Genomic DNA, 16,250 nt, shown 5'->3' on the forward strand with positions numbered 1-16,250 from the left:
ATCTTTATATAATATTGCTTTATTTCGAACCGTCGGGATAGGGGCAGGCCTCGCCCGTAGCCTTGTAGACGGGGCACTGGGCGTCGGTCGATTTCAGGTAGTCGGTCAACTCCCGGGCCAGCGACTCGGCCACTTCGGGCAGTTCGCTCGATAGCTCGTGCTGTTCGCCCACGTCCTCGCGCACGTTGTAGAGTCGTCGTTGTTGCGTCTCCCAGTGGTAGATGAGGTGATAGTCGCCTTTCAGGATTGAGGAGTAGGCCCCGTAGCCCTCCTCCTTGTTCTGGCTTTCGCCCCACAGGTTGGGGAAGTGCCATATGATGGGCCGCTCGTATCGGGCCGAAGGGTTGCGCAGCACATCGGTAAAGCTCACCCCGTCGACGGTCTGTACGGTCGAATACTCCTTTACCCCGGCCATGTCGAGAATCGTGGGGAAGAAATCCTCGATCATTACTCGTTGGTTACACTCGCTGCCAGCCACGGTTACACCGGGCCAATAGACCATCATCGGTTCATGCACACCACCCATGAAGGCCGACCCCTTGCCACCTCGGGCCGGGTAGTTTGGGTCGCGGTTGGCACGGCCCTGACGCACGTTGTTCAGTCCCTGTCCACCGTTGTCCGACATGAAGAGGACGATGGTGTTGGCGGCCACCTCGGGCTGGCTTTCGAGAAAGTCGAGCAGGTCGCCCAGACTCTTGTCCATACCCTCGACCAATGCCGCATAGCGGGCTTCGTTCTCATTGAGCGGAGCATGGAGTTGGGCATCGGGCCGGTTGCGGTAGTAGTCGCTGAATCGGACGTCATCGTCGTAGGGCGAATGTACCGCATAGTGCGACATATAGAGATAGAAGGGGCGCTTCTCCCCGATAGGGAGTTTCATCGCCTCGATGGCTTCGAGGGTGAGTGCCTCGGTGAGGAATATGTTCTGTCCGTAATATTTTTCCAGACCCAGGACCTCGAAGGGAGAGCCTTGTCCGAAATTCCGGGTCCCCAGATAGCTGCCCGGTGCACCGTTGGCTCCACCGGCAATGTTGACGTCGAATCCCATCGTCGAGGGGTCGGCTCCCGAAGTTCCTTTGGCTCCGAAATGAGCCTTGCCGCAGTGTATCGTGTAGTATCCGTTCTGGTGTAGAATCTGAGGCAGCGACGTGATAGGTGTCGAGTTCTTCAAGTCGGCAGCCTGTGTCGTGCCGGCCGGTTGTATGCCGTTGTAGTTCCAGTCGGGCAGTTGGATTACCTCGCTGGTAGCGTCGGTCTTCTGGTCGTAGTTCAGGGTCCAGTTCGTCACCCGGTGGCGAGCTGCATTCATGCCCGACATCAGGCTGCATCGGGTAGGCGAGGAGATGGCACAGGCATACGCTTCGGTAAATTTTACCCCCATGCGGGCCAAGCGCTCCATATTGGGCGTACGGTACCGGTTGTTTAGCGGGGTCGATTCGGAATAGAAGGGAACCGACGTATCCTGCCAACCCATGTCGTCGACCAGGAACAGGATAATATTGGGCTGTTGTTGAGCCTGCATGAGCGAAGCCCCGGAGAGGGAGGCTAGTACCAGGGCGCTTTTCAAGGATAAACTCTTTTTCATCGTGTGTTTCGGGTAAAAAGATTCCCGGCGTTGTGCCGAAAATCGATTACAATGATAGTGAATTTTTTCGGTTTATCGGGTTGGCATGTCCGAATAAAACTTGTTAAACCGTTATTCCGGAGCTTTCGGTTTTCACTTGCACCGATACATGGCCGTCGTTTGAAAAAATTATTTTACCGAAGGTGGGTATGTTGGGACAGTCTTGTCGTCTTATCTGTGTTACCTTATATACTTAATTTGAGACCATGAAAAAAAGACTTTTGTTTTTTTCGCTGTTCAGTTGTCTGTTGTTGTTTGCCGCCCGAGGTGAGATGCGCGACGGACAAGCCGATGCCCGGGCGATTATCGAGGAGGGCGAAGTGAGATTTACCGTGTTGACCCCCCGTGTAATCCGTATGGAATGGGATTCTCTGCGACAGTTTACCGACGATCGGTCATTCGTGGTGGTGAACCGTCATTTGCCGGTGCCCGACTTTGAGAAAAAGATAAAGGGAGGGAAACTGATTATTCGTACCGATGAGTTGGAGTTGACCTATCGGCTGAATTCCGGAAAATTTTCGGCAGAAAATCTGAGTATAAAATATAAGAATAAGAATAATCCCTTCACTTGGAATCCCGGTGTGAAGCAACAACGCAATTTGAAGGGCACGGCCCGCACGCTCGACCGTATGGACGGCACGACATTTATTAAGCGCAACGAGCCCCGGCATGAGTTGCAGTTGGAAGACGGTATACTCTCGCGCGACGGCTGGACGCTGATCGACGATTCGAAGAGCCTCCTGTTTGACAACAGCGATTTTCCCTGGGTCGAAGAGCGGGATAAAAACCGGTCGGTTCAGGATTGGTATTTCATGGCCTATGGGACCGACTATAAGACGGCCTTGAAAGATTTTACCCTCTTTGCCGGGAAGATGCCCTTGCCCCCCCGTTTTGTATTCGGCTACTGGTGGTCGCGCTACTGGGCCTACTCCGACAACGAGATGCGCGATGTCGTGTCGCGGTTCGAGCAGTATAACATACCACTCGATGTGCTGGTGGTCGATATGGACTGGCACGAGACCGACAGCCTCTTTTCCAAACCCGATGCCTGGGACCAGCGCAAGCACTGGACCGGCTACACGTGGGAAAAACGGCTCTTCTCCGACCCCGATCAGTTTTTCGACTGGACCAAGTCGAAACATTTGAAGACTACGTTGAATCTGCACCCCGCTTCGGGTATCGCCCCCTTTGAGTGCCAGTACAACGATTTTGCCAAACAGATGAATTTCGATACCTCCACGCGGGAAAATATCCCTTGGCAAGGCGCTAATAAAAAATTCATGCAGACCCTCTTCGATGTCGTGCTGCACCCCATCGAAAAGCAGGGGGTCGACTTCTGGTGGCTCGATTGGCAACAATGGGTCTTCGACAAGGATATACCGACGTTGAACAACACCTGGTGGCTCAACTATACCTTCTTTGAAGACATGAAGCGCAATACCGACAAGCGGCCGCTCATCTACCATCGCTGGGGTGGGTTGGGTAATCATCGCTATCAAATTGGTTTTTCGGGCGATGCCTACATCACCTGGAATACCCTCGAATATCAGCCCTACTTTACCAACACGGCGTCGAATGTGCTGTATGGCTATTGGAGCCACGACATTGGCGGACATAAATTTATTGAGGACGACAACGTCTATGAATTTGAACCCGAGATGTATGTGCGTTGGGTGCAGTATGGCGCATTGAGTCCCATCTTGCGGACTCACTCCAACAAGGACCCCTCGCTGGTTAAAGAGATCTGGCGCTATCGCGACGAGTACTACGACGCACTATACAGTGCCGTGCGGTTGCGCTACCAGCTGGTACCCTATATCTATACGATGGCTCGCGAGGCCTATGAAACCGGTGTTTCGCTGTGTCGTCCCATGTACTATGATTATCCCGAGGAGGAGTTGGCCTATACCTACTCTCGGCAGTATATGTTTGGCGACCAGATTTTGGTAGCCCCCATCGGGGCCCCCATGGAAGAGGGCGTTTCAGAGGTCAAGGTGTGGCTGCCGGCCGGTAACGACTGGTATGAGTGGCACACCGGAACGATGTTGAAAGGAGGGCAGGAATTGGTACGCTGCTTTACCCTCGAAGAGTATCCAATCTACATCAAGGCCGGAGCCGTGATTCCCATGTATGGTGAGGAGGTGAATACGCTCGACGAGAATCCGAACCGTTTGATTTTCGGCATATTCCCGGGACGTGAAGGAGCGTTTACCGTCTATGAAGATGCCGGTAACGACCAGCAGTACGATACCCAATATGCCACGACACAAGTCGTTTCGCAGACCGAAAACCGCATGCAACGCATCACCATTGCCCCGAGAGCCGGGCAGTATGAGGGCATGACCGACTCGAAAGATTATCTCGTGCGACTCTATGGTGCCGAGATGCCCCGGACGGTTCGTGTAAACGGCGAGGCGGTCGATTATACCGCTTTGCCCGATTCGAACCGGTGGTCCTACTCGGGAAAAGATTTTGTGGTTTCCATACCGGTACCCAATGCCGATTGTCGCAACACGTATGAGATTGAAGTGGAGTACGACAAAACCGATTCCATTGATGTAAACGACGGCATGATCAAGCAGATGAAAGAGTTGCACGAAGCTATCGCTGCCCGCAAATTCAAGTATGCCGGCAACTATGTGGTTCCCGAGGTCACCGGGTTCTGTTCGGAGACCAATTTGAAGGTCTCTTATGACCCTGCCGGTTTCTACCGCTATATCCGCTATTTCAAGGATAACTTCCAACAGGCCATGGAGATTACCTTGAAAGATGATTTGGTGAGTCCTTTTGCCAAGTAAACAACTAAATAAATGCTCGTCGGGGAGGGTATTCTTCCCGGCGAGCCATTGTCCCATATAAATCTTATGCGTATGAAAACACTTTACTTATTCGTTGTTTTTGGAGTTGTAGCCAGCCTGTGTGCAACTCAGGCCCAGCAGGTCTACTATGTAACACCCGAGGGTGGTGGCGACGGCAGCAGTTGGGCGAGTGCCACCACGTTGGAGCAGGCAATCGGTAGTGCTTCGGGTACAGCCGAGGCCGCTGACATCATTCTGGTCAAGAAGGGGACTTATACCGCACCGGCCACCGATGGACTTGGGTTCTATTTTCAGACGAAGAAACAGATTGTTATTTATGGGAACTGCGAGGGAACCGAATCGGAGACCGATCTGCCCGTAATCGATGAGGAGACGCCTATCGAAACCTATTTGGTTGCTCCCGTTGATGAGAATCAGGAACCGGTATCGCGGGTGATTACCATATATAAAGGTAGTGTTGCTTTCGAGGGATTCGATATATCGGGTGGAACATCGGCATTCAGTACCAGTCGAGGCCCCAATGAAGGCGGATCGGTATGGATTTACGGACAGGGCGTTTTACGCAAATGCCATATCCACGGCTCTTCTTCTCAAAAGGGCGGAGGTGTATACCTGTCGACTTTCGAGGAAGGAAAAGAAGCCGGACTGGAATCTTGCCACGTGTATAATAATAGTTCGACAGGTGACGGAAAGAGCTCGTTGGGCGGTGGTGTCTACATGAAAAACAATACATTCGTAAAAGATTGCGTGATAGAAGACAATGTGTCTCCTTACACGGGCGGTGGTATCTATTGCGAGTCTACGGGTGTCGTTTACAACTCGGTTATTCGCAATAACCGGGCCGAGAAAAATTCATCTGGTGGAATTTGGATCCATTCTGGCGTAATAGCTAATTGTTTGATAATAGGGAATCAGGCTATGTCTGTAGGAGCAGGTGTACAACTGGGTTCTGAAGAGGCACAGATTATTAATTCTACAGTAGTCTCCAACCAGTTGAATAATACGTCGGGCAGTGCCATATCGGGAGGCATTATGGTTGATAACGGCCATGTGAGGAATTGTATCGTGTGGGGAAATACCGTTAATGGAGGAACCGTTGAACGAGATATACGTATTTCCAATATGAGAACCGGTACTCTGACCAATACCTGTTACAAGGTTGCCTCAATTGTTTCTGCTGATGCTCAGGAGATAGATTGCATACAAGACGATCCTCTCTTTGTCGATGCCGAGGGTGGCGATTATCGTCTGGCCGAAGGCAGTCCCTGTATCGATACCGGTAATAACGATTCGTATGCAGTTGTCCCTATGGATACCGATCTGAACGGTGAGTCGCGAATTGAAAACAACACGATTGACATGGGGGCTTACGAGTATCACAAAGATATTTCAACCGGAGTTGCAGAGCTTGCGGGCGGGCCCAGGATTTATGCCGCGGCAGGTCGCCTGATTGTCGTTGAGGTCGAAGGTAACTTGATGGTATATGATGTGTTGGGAAGGTTACGCCATACCCAGATTGTATCGGGACAAGCCGAAATCACTTTACCCTCGGGCATATATATTGTTCGTCTGAATAAAGTATGCCGAAAGGTATCCATACGGTAAAATTTTGTTCATCGATATTTTTTTGTCTTCATACAAAAAAAATAAAAAAAGAAGGGTATAAAGAGACGACAGTGTCGTCTTTAATATCAGTATTATTAATCTTAAATTTAAAAGACATGAAGAAAATTGCTTTACTCTCGAGTGCATTGTTGTTGTCAGGAGTATTGTCGACAATGAATGCAGATGTGATTTACGTGAAAGAAAACGCTTCGGGCGACGGTATGTCGTGGAGTAGCCCTGCCAGTTTGGAAGATGCTCTAACTTGGGCAGCCAAAGGTGATGAGATTTTTGTGGCCAAAGGAACCTATACCGGTAGCTTTTCATTAAAAGTGGCTGCTACGATATATGGGAACTGCGAAGGTACCGAGACATCGGCTCCTACCTATACGACGGCCGAAGGTCTTGAAACGTTCTTGAAAGGTCCCGGTGACAAACGTGTACTTATTCTGGACGGTGGAGCCTCCATTTATGGTCTTGATATTTCGGGGGGTGACGCTACACTCGAAACCACAGGGGTAGGCCGTGGTGGCGGTGTTTATGTCAACAGTGGTGGCGGTAGTATCAAATACTGTCGCATTCACGACAATATGGCTGTCGACGGGACCAAAAAGGCTACCGAAGATAACGGTCGTATTCCTCTGCGTGGTGTAGGCGGTGGTGCCTATGTGTGGAATGGCCGGGTAGAAAATTGTATCATTGAGAACAACGTATCGACCGATGCTCCTTGGATGATGGAAGGAAACAATGTTTGGTCAATGGGTGTTGGTGGTGGCCTCTGTCTCGAATCATCGGGCGATCCCGAAGCTGCCGTTGTCATGAACTGCATTATCCGCAACAACAGTACGACTCCCGAAGACGACGAAAATTCATATCCCTGCCAAGGTGGCGGTATCGCTATCAAGTCGGGTTATCTGGTCAATTCGCTGGTCGTAGGTAATCGCATCAACGGATCGAACAACAACCAAAATGTGGGCGGTGGTATCGCTTGTACTCAGAATCAGGCTTATGTAATCAACTGTACGGCCTATGACAATCATGTGATGGGCTTGGGTGGCGGTATTGCCTTCCAGTCGCAGAATGCCGACGGCATGAGAGCCGTTGTATCCAACTGCATCGCCTGGAACAATACCTGTCGCGACGATGATTACGGCGCAGGATTGGATAATATCCGTATGGGTAACTCTCAAACCGATGGTAGTTTGCCAGACCGTGTGACGATCAATGTAGTTTGTGTCCCCGAGTCGACTGTGGTCAAGGGTGCCATTACCTCGGATCCCAAGTTTGTCGATGCCGCTGCCGGCGATTTCCGTCTGGCCGAAGGTAGCCCTTGTATCGATGCCGGTGACGATCCTGCCGTAGAAGGCTACGATGTCGATTTGGACGGGAATCCCCGTATCGCAGGAGCCGCAGTTGACCTGGGTCCGTATGAATATACCGGTGGCAGTGCCATTGACGAGGTAGAGGCTTATGAAGGAGAAGTGGTTCGCACCCAGTATTATACCTTGCAAGGTGTCGAGGTAACTTATCCCAGCGTATCGGGCCTTTACATCGTGAAGAAAACCCTTGATACCCGTGAGGTGATTACCGAAAAACAATTCATCACAATAAGATAGTAGAATGATAATATCCATCTGTGAGAATATAGAACATTCTCACAGATGGATATTGCATAAGACCAAAATAAATTTAATAGCATGAAAAAAAAATGTTTACTATCAGGAACTCTTTTATTCTTGGCCGGAGCATTATCGACAGCGAATGCCGAGGTGATTTATGTAACAGAATCAGGTGCGGGATCGGGCGATGGCTCGACGTGGAGTAATGCCGCTACCTTGGAAGATGCCTTTTCGTGGGCATCGACCGGTACCGAAATATATATAGCCAAGGGGACCTATACGGGCAGTTTCAAATTGAGAGCCCAAGCCAAAGTATATGGAAATTGCGAAGGTACCGAAACCGAACCTCCTACGTATACGACCGCCGAGGGACTTGAAACCTTTTTGAAGGGTACCGGCGACAATCGGGTGCTTTATCTGGACGGCAAAGCATCGGAACTCTACGGTTTGGATATCTCCGGAGGTGATGCTTCGTTGGAAAAGACCGGTGTAGGTCGTGGAGGTGGCGTCTATATCAACAACGGTGGTGCCACTTTGAAATATTGCAACATTCACGATAATGTGGGTGTAGATGGTAGCCGGGAGCTCCTCGGTTCCAATGGAAAACCGCAAAAGGGTGTAGGTGGTGGATTGTATATCCTGAACGGCCGCCTCGAAAACTGTATTATTGAAAACAACATTGCCACGAAGGCCCCTTGGGTAGATAGCCAAGTATGGGCTACCGGTATTGGTGGTGGTATCTGTCTCGATGCAACCGAAGGCAATGGGTGTAATCCCGATAAGGCTGTGGTGTTGAATTGTATCATTCGCAACAACAGCACGACTCCTGCCGACGATGAAGACTCTTTCGCCAGTCAGGGTGGAGGTATCGCCATCAAGTCGGGGAAACTGGTCAACAGCCTGGTGATTGGTAATTCGGTAAACGGATCGTTGAATAACCAGTCGATTGGTGGCGGTGTGGCTTGTACCGAAAAAGAGGCCTATGTGATTAACTGTACGGTTGTGAAGAACCATGCACAAGGCTTGGGCGGAGGCATCAGTTTCCAAACGACCAATGCCGACGGTATGACAGCTTCGGTAGCCAACTGTATCGCTTGGGATAATACCTGTCGTGAAGATGAGTATGGCGAAGGAAATGCCAACATTCGGTTGGGCAATTCTAAAACCGATGGCAAGTTGCCCGAGCGTGTAACGATTGGTGCCGTGTGCGTGCCCGAGAAGACCGTGAGTGCCGGAGCCATTACGGTAGATCCCCGATTTGTCAATGCTGCGGGTGGCGACTATCGTTTGTCGGAAGGCAGTCCCTGTATCGATGCCGGTGACGACCCTGCTATCGAAGGATTCGATACCGATTTGGCCGGTAATGCCCGTATCTTCGGATCATCGGTCGATTTGGGCGCTTATGAGTCGACCGACGGCAGCGCGATTGACGAGATAGAGGCTTATGAGGGCGAAGTGGTTCGCACCCAATACTATACGTTGCAAGGTGTCGAGGTCGCTTATCCCAGTGTGTCGGGCGTTTATATAGTTAAGAGAACTCTCGATACCAATCAGGTAATTACCGAAAAGGTGTTTGTTGCGGTTAAATAAATCGTTTGAATTTCTCTCTATGGGGCTGATAAGGAGAAGTCCTCATTGGCCCCACTTTTTTATTATACCTTTAAATCTTACAATCATGAACACAAAAATATGGGGACTTTTAATCCTTTCGGCTCTTTCATTGCAGAGTCTGTATGCAACCCGATATTTCGTAACCCCCGAAGGTAACGATGATAACGACGGGTTGAGTTGGGAAACTCCGGTAACCTTGAACGGAATATTGACCGATACCAAACTGGTCGAAGGTGATGAGATTCTGGTAAAGAAAGGAACCTACATGGCGCCCGAAGGAGCCAGTTTTACTTGTAACCGTGCGGCAGTAAAGGTATATGGCAACTGTGAAGGTACCGAGGTAGATCCTCCCACAAGCTATCAGTTGGACAAGATCGAGACCTATCTGGTAGGTAGCGGCCGCCGGGTCTTGTATTTCAAGACAGCTTCCTACTTGGTTGGATTCGATATTTCGGGAGGCGATGCCTATAATTCTACGGCCGGTGGTTCGGGCCGAGGTGGAGGCGTCTATATCGATGACCCCGACGGGGTGATAGAATATTGTATCGTACACGATAACTATGGGTCGAAGTTGGCCCAAATCAAGGGCGTAGGCGGTGGCGTTTATGCTCTTGGAACCGTTAAGAACTGTATTGTAGAAAATAATATCGCCACGGCAGCCGAGGGTAAGAAACCGGGTGTAGGCGGTGGCGTTTGTCTGGAAGGTGGTTATCTGATCAACACCATCGTTCGGAATAACAGTTGTGTTGATGAAAATGTCAACAATACCTCTGCGGGAGGAAACGTCGGCGGAGGTGTCTCTATTAAAACGGGCTATGTAGTGAATTGCCTGATTGAAGGAAATGTGATAGGCGGTACCCCCAACAATGCCAACTATGGCGGCGGTATAGATTGCAGCCTGGTGAGTGAACCGTCCGAGCCGGGTATCGTGGCTCACATCATCAACTGTACCATTGTAGGCAATGATGCCACGAGTGGCCGTGGCGGGGGTATAGGTTTTGGAAACAAAGGCAGTTCGGAGGTCGTGAATTGTATTGTCGTTGACAATGTGGCTCGTCCCGAAGCCACCCCCGATGGCTCTAATATTTTCATGGGAGCCGAGTCGACAACCGAGGTCTCGTATACGCTGTGGCCCGAGGCCGAATCGGGAACGGGAAATATCAGCGAGGCACCTCTGTTTGTCGAGGGTTCCTATACGCTTCAATCTTCGAGTCCAGCCGTCAATGCCGGGAATAACGAGGCTATTGCCGGATATGAGAAAGACCTGGCCGGTAAAGTTCGCATCTTCGACGAGGTGGTAGACCTGGGGGCCTATGAGTTTGACGGGATTGCCAGTGCTGTTGATGAGGCAGTTGCCGATGCCGATGATCCCATAGTTGAAGTTCAGTATTTCACCTTGTCGGGCGCACGTGTAGAAGAGCCGCAGGTGACCGGCATCTATTTGGTAAAAAAAATACATGCTTCTCGAAATTATACGGTAGAAAAGATGATATTTGTATATAAATAGTTTTCATGGAAAAATGGGGAGACTGCGCGGCATTCGGGCCGGGCAGTCTCTTTTATGAACGATAGCTTATTTATGTGTTAGACCTTAATTCAGCCCAAAAACAGCAAGACAATGGACGAAGTCGTTTTTCAAAGGTTTGTTGAGGGAGATGATGCGGCATTTACTTTCATCTATAACAAGTATGTCGATCTCCTTCTGCAATATGGTAGGAGTTTAGGATTTGAGAAAGAGGTTTTGAAAGATGCCATTCAAGATGTTTTCGTGAAACTCTATCTCAATCGTAAAAACCTGAGCGAAGTAAGAAACTTGAAATTTTATTTGTTCAGGTCTTTGAAGAATAATCTGTTGGATATGTTGAAAGCATCGGTAGATACTTGCAACATAGACGATTATCAGTGCAAGTTTTCAATCAAGTGGAATGTTCTGAACGATCTGATTGCCGAGGAGGACAAGAAGGAGATTGAGGGAAAACTGAACAAGTTGCTCAACTCGCTTACCGGCAGGCAACGAGAAATCGTATACCTGCGATTTATACACGAACTGGACTATGAAGAGATAGCTGCGCTGATGAATATGACTATACAGTCATCGCGTAAAGCTGTTTCGAGAGCTATTGTGAAGATGCGTAAACTGAAAGTTGCCTTTCTTTTTGCGATTATGGGGTAAATAATAGAGAAAAACAGGGGATAAAAACCCGGTTTTGTCGTCTATATAGTGTATTTGTGATTTAAGAAAAATAAATAAGCGATAAAGATGAAAACGAGAGCAGAATATACGGTCATAGATTTCCTTAAAGACGATTCGTTTTTGAGGAGCGTTTTGCTTTTGACCGACGAAGATGTCGCTTTTTGGAAGAACTATATTTTGGAGAATCCGGAGAAAGAGCAGGAGATGGAAGCTGCCAGGCAACTGTTATTGTCTATGTCTTTTGATAAGGAGGTCTACTCCGAGCAGGAGAAACTGGAACTCTTGGATCAGATAAATAATGAAATCAAGGCTGTCAGGAAACGTAAAATCTATGTGGGATTCGGAAAGATTCTCGCTGCGGCATGTGTGGTAGCGCTGGTATCGATAGGTATTGTCATTCACTTTAAGCCAGCAACACCTGCTTCTTCGAATCTGGTTGCCGATGAGACAAGTTCGCTTGCCTTGGAAAAGGAAACCCGCCTTGTTTTGGCCGGTGAGAAGACAATAGCCATAGAAGAGGGGGGAGATATACTTTATGAAAATGGCGAAATGACTATCTCGTCAATGAGCCAGCAGGACAAGCGATATGCCGTTGATACGGAGAGTGAAGAAGTACAGTATAACGAGTTGATTGTGCCCAAAGGACGCCGGGCTTCGCATTTGATTCTCGACGATGGCTCGAAGGTTTGGGTCAATTCGGGCTCGAAATTCCGTTTCCCTGCCACGTTTGCCCAGGATAAGAGAGAGGTCTATGTCGAGGGCGAAATCTACATCGAGGTGGCCAAGGACCCCAAACGACCCTTCTTTGTGAAGACCTCCGAGATGCAGGTCAGGGCTTTGGGTACCCGGTTTAATGTGACGGCTTATCGCGATGATTTGTCGCAAATGGTGGTCCTGGTTGAGGGTTTGGTCGAGGTACAATCCAATGACGAAACCAAAAAGAAAATTTTGCAACCCGACCACATGCTGACTTTGGCCGGCAACTCCATGGATATAAAGGTAGCCAATACTTACGATTTCATCAGCTGGAAAGATGGGCTGCTTCAATTCCGCAGCCAGCCTCTGTCGATGATTTTGGCTAAGATTTCGAGACATTACGACCTGTATATCGATTGTGAACAAGATATTAAAGACCTGAAATGCAGTGGAAAACTGGTCTTGTTTGACGACCCCAAAGATGTGTTGGAGACAATCGCCCGCACTATCTCCCTGGAAAAGCCCGATTCCAAGACCGTGCCGATGGCCTATGAAATGAATGGCAATACCATATTGCTGAAAAAGAAAAGCTGATTGTAAAAGAGATGTTAACTACTAATACCGAAAAACTTATGTTACCTTGGAAAAATCTATTGGGAGCGTATCGGATAGGGCATTTCTGCAATAAATTGAGAGTCTCGATGTTATTGCTGTTTTTGCTGGGTATTCTTCCGAGTGCCTGGGGGCAACAGACTAATGTTACGTTGAACATGAAGAATGTCCCCATCAAGAGTGTTTTGTCGCAAATCGAAAAAGCGACAAACTACTATGTTTTTTTCTACACCGATAATTTGAATGCCGAATTGTCGAAACGGGTAAATGTGACTGTCAACGATACTCCGGTTGTTACGGTGCTGAATCAGATTTTCAGTTCTACCCATATTTCGTACGAAATAAAAAACCGGCGACAGATCAGCCTGTTCTGGGTAGAGAAACCGGCTTCGACCGCCAAGGCTTCACCCACTGTCAAGAGTAATAAGATACAGATTTCGGGTATCGTATCCGATGTCAAGGGCGAGCCGCTTATCGGCGCCAGTGTGCGGGTGCTGGGCACTACCGTAGGTACGATGGCCGACGTGAACGGAGCCTATAAACTGGAAGTGTCGCCGGGTGATGTATTGGAGGCTTCGTTTATTGGTTATGATTCTCGACAAGTAAAGGTGGGTGAATCGCAAAACCGATTAAATTTTGTATTAAGAGAAGGAGTCAGTTCGCTCGATGATATTGTGGTGGTAGGATATAGTTCGCAGAAGAAAGAGACGGTAACCGGTTCTATCTCCATGGTGACAACCAAAGACCTTCTGCAATCTCCCCAAGCCAATATCAGTAATGCTTTGGGGGGTAGAATCCCGGGATTGTTGAGTGTGCAACGTAGCGGTGAGCCGGGACAGGACATGTCGACCCTGCGCATTCGTGGTGTGGGTACTTTTGCTAGCGATGATGGGTCGCAGGATCCCTTGATCATGGTCGACGGTATTGAGGTGAATAATCTCAACGATATTGACCCCAACGAGGTGGAGTCACTCTCTATCCTGAAAGATGCCTCGGCTACGGCTGTGTATGGTGTGCGAGGCGCCAATGGTGTGATTCTCATCACAACGAAACGTGGTGAACTGGGAAAACCCAAAATCAGTTTCTCGACCAACATTGCCATTACCGACTTTCCGATGCTGAACGAGCCGATGAACTCGTATGACTATGCCCGGGCTTATAATACCGCACAGGCCTACGATTATTATACGCAGCTTTCGTATAACCCCTTGTACTCCGACGAGGCTATTGAGGCCTATCGCACGGGGTCCGATCCGCTCTTCTATCCTGACATAAATTGGTATGACTACATGTTGAAAGATTTTTCGACTCAGACTCAAACCAACTTTAACGTAAGCGGCGGTACCGAAAGGGTGAAATATTTCGTGTCGTTGGGTGTCTTTACCCAAGATGGTATGCTTGATACGAGCATTTATGATCCCGGATATAGCTATCAGATAGCATTCCGTCGATACAACATGCGTTCTAATTTTGATATAAATGTGACCAAGAACCTGTTGTTAAGTATCGATGTATCTAATCAAATGGGTAATCTGCAAAATCCTAACTGGAATACAGGAGCAATTATCGAGTCATTGAATTCAACACCATCAAATGCAGCACCAGGAGTAATCGACAACAAAGTGGTAACGATAAGTGAGGTCTATGGTAGTGGTAAAAATCCGGCTTCACCCTATACGAGAGGTTGGAAATCGAAATATGAGAATAACCTGAACTTGTCGGGGCGCTTTACTTATAAAATGGATTATCTGCTTAAAGGTTTTTCGTTGCGGGGGGCTCTTTCGTACAAGAGTTACAGTACTGAGACCAAAACCTATAATGACCGGGGCATTACCTATGACCTCCGTCATGCTGGTGACGAACTCATTTATGTACCCTCTACCGATCCGGGTAAACTTACTTATCAAGGGACTAATACCCGCAACATACGGGTTTACTCCGAAATTGGAGCCGAGTACACCGGGAAATTCGGATTGCATACGGTTACTGGATTGATCTTGTATAATCAGGGTAAATACTATAATCCGACATTGAAATACAATATTCCTAACGGTTATCAAGGCCTGGTGGGTCGTGTAACCTATAATTATGGCAACCGCTATTTGGCCGAAGTCAATGTGGGTTACAACGGAACCGAGAACTTTGCCCCCGGCAAGCGGTTCGGCTGGTTTCCAGCTTATTCGTTGGGTTGGGTCTTGACCGAGGAGCCTTATTTCCCTCGAAACGAAGTGTTATCGTTCTTGAAAGTAAGAGGATCGTATGGTATTGTAGGAAATGATAAGATTGGAGGTGATAGATTCTTGTATTTACCTTCGGTATATACTTATACGGGTAATGATGCCTATTACTTTGGAGATGTAGGTTCTACTTATGTCGGGTATAAGGGATCGAATGAAAGTAAAGCCGGTAATCCCGATTTGACGTGGGAAAAAGCCATCAAATGGAATGTGGGTGCCGACATCAAGTTCTGGGGCGACCGCATCGGCCTTACTTTCGATTACTTCATGGAGCACCGCGACAATATCTTGTGTAATCGCAACACCGTGCCTACCATCATTGGTATATCGGCCTCGAACCTGCCGGCCTACAACATGGGTCGCATGCGCAACTCGGGTTGGGACGGCGAGATTTCAATTGGCGACAACATCGGTGATTGGAGCTATTTCGTGAAAGCCAACTTTACCTATGCTCACAATAAGATTTTGGAGCAGGACGAGGTGATACGCAACGAAGACTATCTCTATCGCACGGGCTTGCGTTATGGACAGTTCTTCGGTTATGTAGCTGATGGCCTCTTCAACTCGTGGGAGGAGGTGAATGCCGCCGACCGTCCCGAGTATGTGATGGCCAATAACAACAATAAGATTCAGCCGGGTGATATCCGTTATGTCGACATCAATGGCGACGGCAAAATCAATGACGACGACCAAGTCCCCATTGGATACTCCAATTTCCCCGAAATCATGTATGGTATTTCGCTGGGAGGGTCATACAAGAACCTCGATGTCTCAGTGCTCTTCCAAGGAGCCGCACATGTGTCGAATATGCCGTCACGACGTATCATGCGGGGGTTCTACGAATATACGGGAGCCAATAAAGACCTGTTGAAGAGTTGGAGTTACGAACGACTCATCAATAATCAGGAGATTGTTTATCCCCGCTATGGTGTCAATGGAATAGGACATAACTATGTGACCTCGACCTACTGGTTGGAAGATGCCTCATACCTGCGTTTGAAGAATGTCGAGATAGGCTATACCTTCCGTCAAGAGGCACTGAGAAAAGTAGGCATCGGTTCAATAAGAGTTTATGTCAACGGTAGCAACCTGCTCACGTGGGCCGACATGCTGCCGGGACAAGATCCCGAGGTGGCTAATGGTGGGGTGACCAACAGTGAGCCCTATCCGGTGACCCGGGTATTCAATCTGGGATTGAATGTGAATTTTTAACGGAATAGAAACGACCTAAATTAT

The 16,250-nt window shown here is 48.7% G+C and carries 9 protein-coding genes; 8 read left to right on the forward strand and 1 reads right to left on the reverse strand.

What is annotated here, in order from left to right:
• Positions 1–19: 19 nt before the first annotated feature.
• Positions 20–1,585 carry a sulfatase gene (locus BARVI_RS00050; protein WP_025277244.1) on the reverse strand — a complete coding sequence of 522 codons (1,566 nt, stop codon included), beginning with the start codon at positions 1,583–1,585 and terminating at the stop codon, positions 20–22.
• 245 nt (positions 1,586–1,830) lie between these two features.
• Between BARVI_RS00050 and BARVI_RS00055 the strand changes: the two genes are divergently transcribed.
• The 8 genes from BARVI_RS00055 to BARVI_RS00090 all read left to right on the forward strand — a co-directional run bounded on the left by BARVI_RS00055 (position 1,831) and on the right by BARVI_RS00090 (position 16,226).
• Complete coding sequence (locus BARVI_RS00055; protein WP_025277245.1) at positions 1,831–4,422, forward strand: glycoside hydrolase family 31 protein; 2,592 nt, start codon at positions 1,831–1,833, stop codon at positions 4,420–4,422.
• A 72-nt stretch (positions 4,423–4,494) separates the two neighbouring features.
• Positions 4,495–6,048 carry a choice-of-anchor Q domain-containing protein gene (locus BARVI_RS00060; protein WP_157232417.1) on the forward strand — a complete coding sequence of 518 codons (1,554 nt, stop codon included), beginning with the start codon at positions 4,495–4,497 and terminating at the stop codon, positions 6,046–6,048.
• A gap of 116 nt (positions 6,049–6,164) precedes the next feature.
• On the forward strand, positions 6,165–7,661 hold the full coding sequence (locus BARVI_RS00065; protein ID WP_157232419.1) for a choice-of-anchor Q domain-containing protein: 1,497 nt from the start codon (positions 6,165–6,167) through the stop codon (positions 7,659–7,661).
• A gap of 81 nt (positions 7,662–7,742) precedes the next feature.
• A complete protein-coding gene (locus tag BARVI_RS00070) occupies positions 7,743–9,254 on the forward strand; it encodes a choice-of-anchor Q domain-containing protein (RefSeq protein WP_157232421.1) in 1,512 nt (503 codons plus the stop codon).
• Between the two features lie 85 nt (positions 9,255–9,339).
• Entirely contained in the window at positions 9,340–10,782 is a 1,443-nt protein-coding gene (locus tag BARVI_RS00075) for a choice-of-anchor Q domain-containing protein (protein WP_157232423.1), read from the forward strand.
• Positions 10,783–10,893: 111 nt separating this feature from the next.
• Positions 10,894–11,448, forward strand: a complete 555-nt coding sequence (locus BARVI_RS00080; protein WP_025277250.1) for an RNA polymerase sigma factor — start codon at positions 10,894–10,896, stop codon at positions 11,446–11,448.
• Between the two features lie 87 nt (positions 11,449–11,535).
• Entirely contained in the window at positions 11,536–12,759 is a 1,224-nt protein-coding gene (locus BARVI_RS00085; protein WP_025277251.1) for a FecR family protein, read from the forward strand.
• Positions 12,760–12,866: 107 nt separating this feature from the next.
• On the forward strand, positions 12,867–16,226 hold the full coding sequence (locus BARVI_RS00090) for a SusC/RagA family TonB-linked outer membrane protein (protein WP_232213985.1): 3,360 nt from the start codon (positions 12,867–12,869) through the stop codon (positions 16,224–16,226).
• The last annotated feature ends 24 nt before the right edge of the window (positions 16,227–16,250 follow it).

Source organism: Barnesiella viscericola DSM 18177, from assembly GCF_000512915.1.
Taxonomy (GTDB): domain Bacteria; phylum Bacteroidota; class Bacteroidia; order Bacteroidales; family Barnesiellaceae; genus Barnesiella; species Barnesiella viscericola.

Excerpts from the sequence above, each read along its gene's own strand:
- BARVI_RS00050 (WP_025277244.1), bottom strand. The coding sequence starts at position 1,585 with ATGAAAAAGAGTTTATCCTTGAAAAGCGCCCTGGTACTAGCCTCCCTC.
- BARVI_RS00055 (WP_025277245.1), top strand. The coding sequence starts at position 1,831 with ATGAAAAAAAGACTTTTGTTTTTTTCGCTGTTCAGTTGTCTGTTGTTG.
- BARVI_RS00060 (WP_157232417.1), top strand. The coding sequence starts at position 4,495 with ATGAAAACACTTTACTTATTCGTTGTTTTTGGAGTTGTAGCCAGCCTG.
- BARVI_RS00065 (WP_157232419.1), top strand. The coding sequence starts at position 6,165 with ATGAAGAAAATTGCTTTACTCTCGAGTGCATTGTTGTTGTCAGGAGTA.
- BARVI_RS00070 (WP_157232421.1), top strand. The coding sequence starts at position 7,743 with ATGAAAAAAAAATGTTTACTATCAGGAACTCTTTTATTCTTGGCCGGA.
- BARVI_RS00075 (WP_157232423.1), top strand. The coding sequence starts at position 9,340 with ATGAACACAAAAATATGGGGACTTTTAATCCTTTCGGCTCTTTCATTG.
- BARVI_RS00080 (WP_025277250.1), top strand. The coding sequence starts at position 10,894 with ATGGACGAAGTCGTTTTTCAAAGGTTTGTTGAGGGAGATGATGCGGCA.
- BARVI_RS00085 (WP_025277251.1), top strand. The coding sequence starts at position 11,536 with ATGAAAACGAGAGCAGAATATACGGTCATAGATTTCCTTAAAGACGAT.
- BARVI_RS00090 (WP_232213985.1), top strand. The coding sequence starts at position 12,867 with ATGTTATTGCTGTTTTTGCTGGGTATTCTTCCGAGTGCCTGGGGGCAA.